Below are 527 nucleotides of genomic sequence, written 5' to 3'. Positions count from 1 at the left end.
TCGATACATGGTCTTCCTGGTTTGCTGAGGTCGGTAAACTGTCAACAGACGCTGGATGAGCGAGGGATTTATTTTCACTTGCTAGTGCTGCCGCGGTAACTTGAGCAATCATAAACCCTGAATTTACCCCACCATTATCGACTAAGAAAGGAGGCAGTTTGCTGAGTGCACTGTCAATCAGCAGCGCCATTCTTCTTTCTGATAAGCTACCAATCTCTGCGATGGCAAGCGCAAGATTATCTGCGGCCATTGCAACCGGTTCTGCATGGAAGTTTCCGCCTGAAATAATGTCGCCATCTTCAGCGAATACAAGGGGATTATCCGATACCGAGTTTGCTTCAATTTCCAATATGGATGCAGCATTTCTCATCTGTTGTAGACAAGCCCCCATGACTTGAGGCTGGCAACGCAAAGAATAAGGGTCTTGCACTTTTTCACAACCGGTATGGGAATCACCTAACTCACTGTTAACATCAAGTAGATGACGATACGCTTCTGCCGCGTCCATTTGACCTCTATGGCCTCGC

At 47.2% G+C, this 527-nt stretch carries 1 protein-coding gene; it reads right to left on the bottom strand.

Annotated elements, in window-relative coordinates:
• Positions 1-527 (bottom strand): aromatic amino acid lyase (locus ACP45E_RS19015; protein WP_158008396.1); only part of this gene is annotated, 527 nt, incomplete at both ends.

Source organism: Vibrio genomosp. F10 str. 9ZD137, assembly GCF_049974785.1.
Lineage (GTDB): Bacteria > Pseudomonadota > Gammaproteobacteria > Enterobacterales > Vibrionaceae > Vibrio.
Note: the sequence above shows the minus strand (reverse complement) of the source record. Positions and strands in the feature narration are given on the sequence as shown.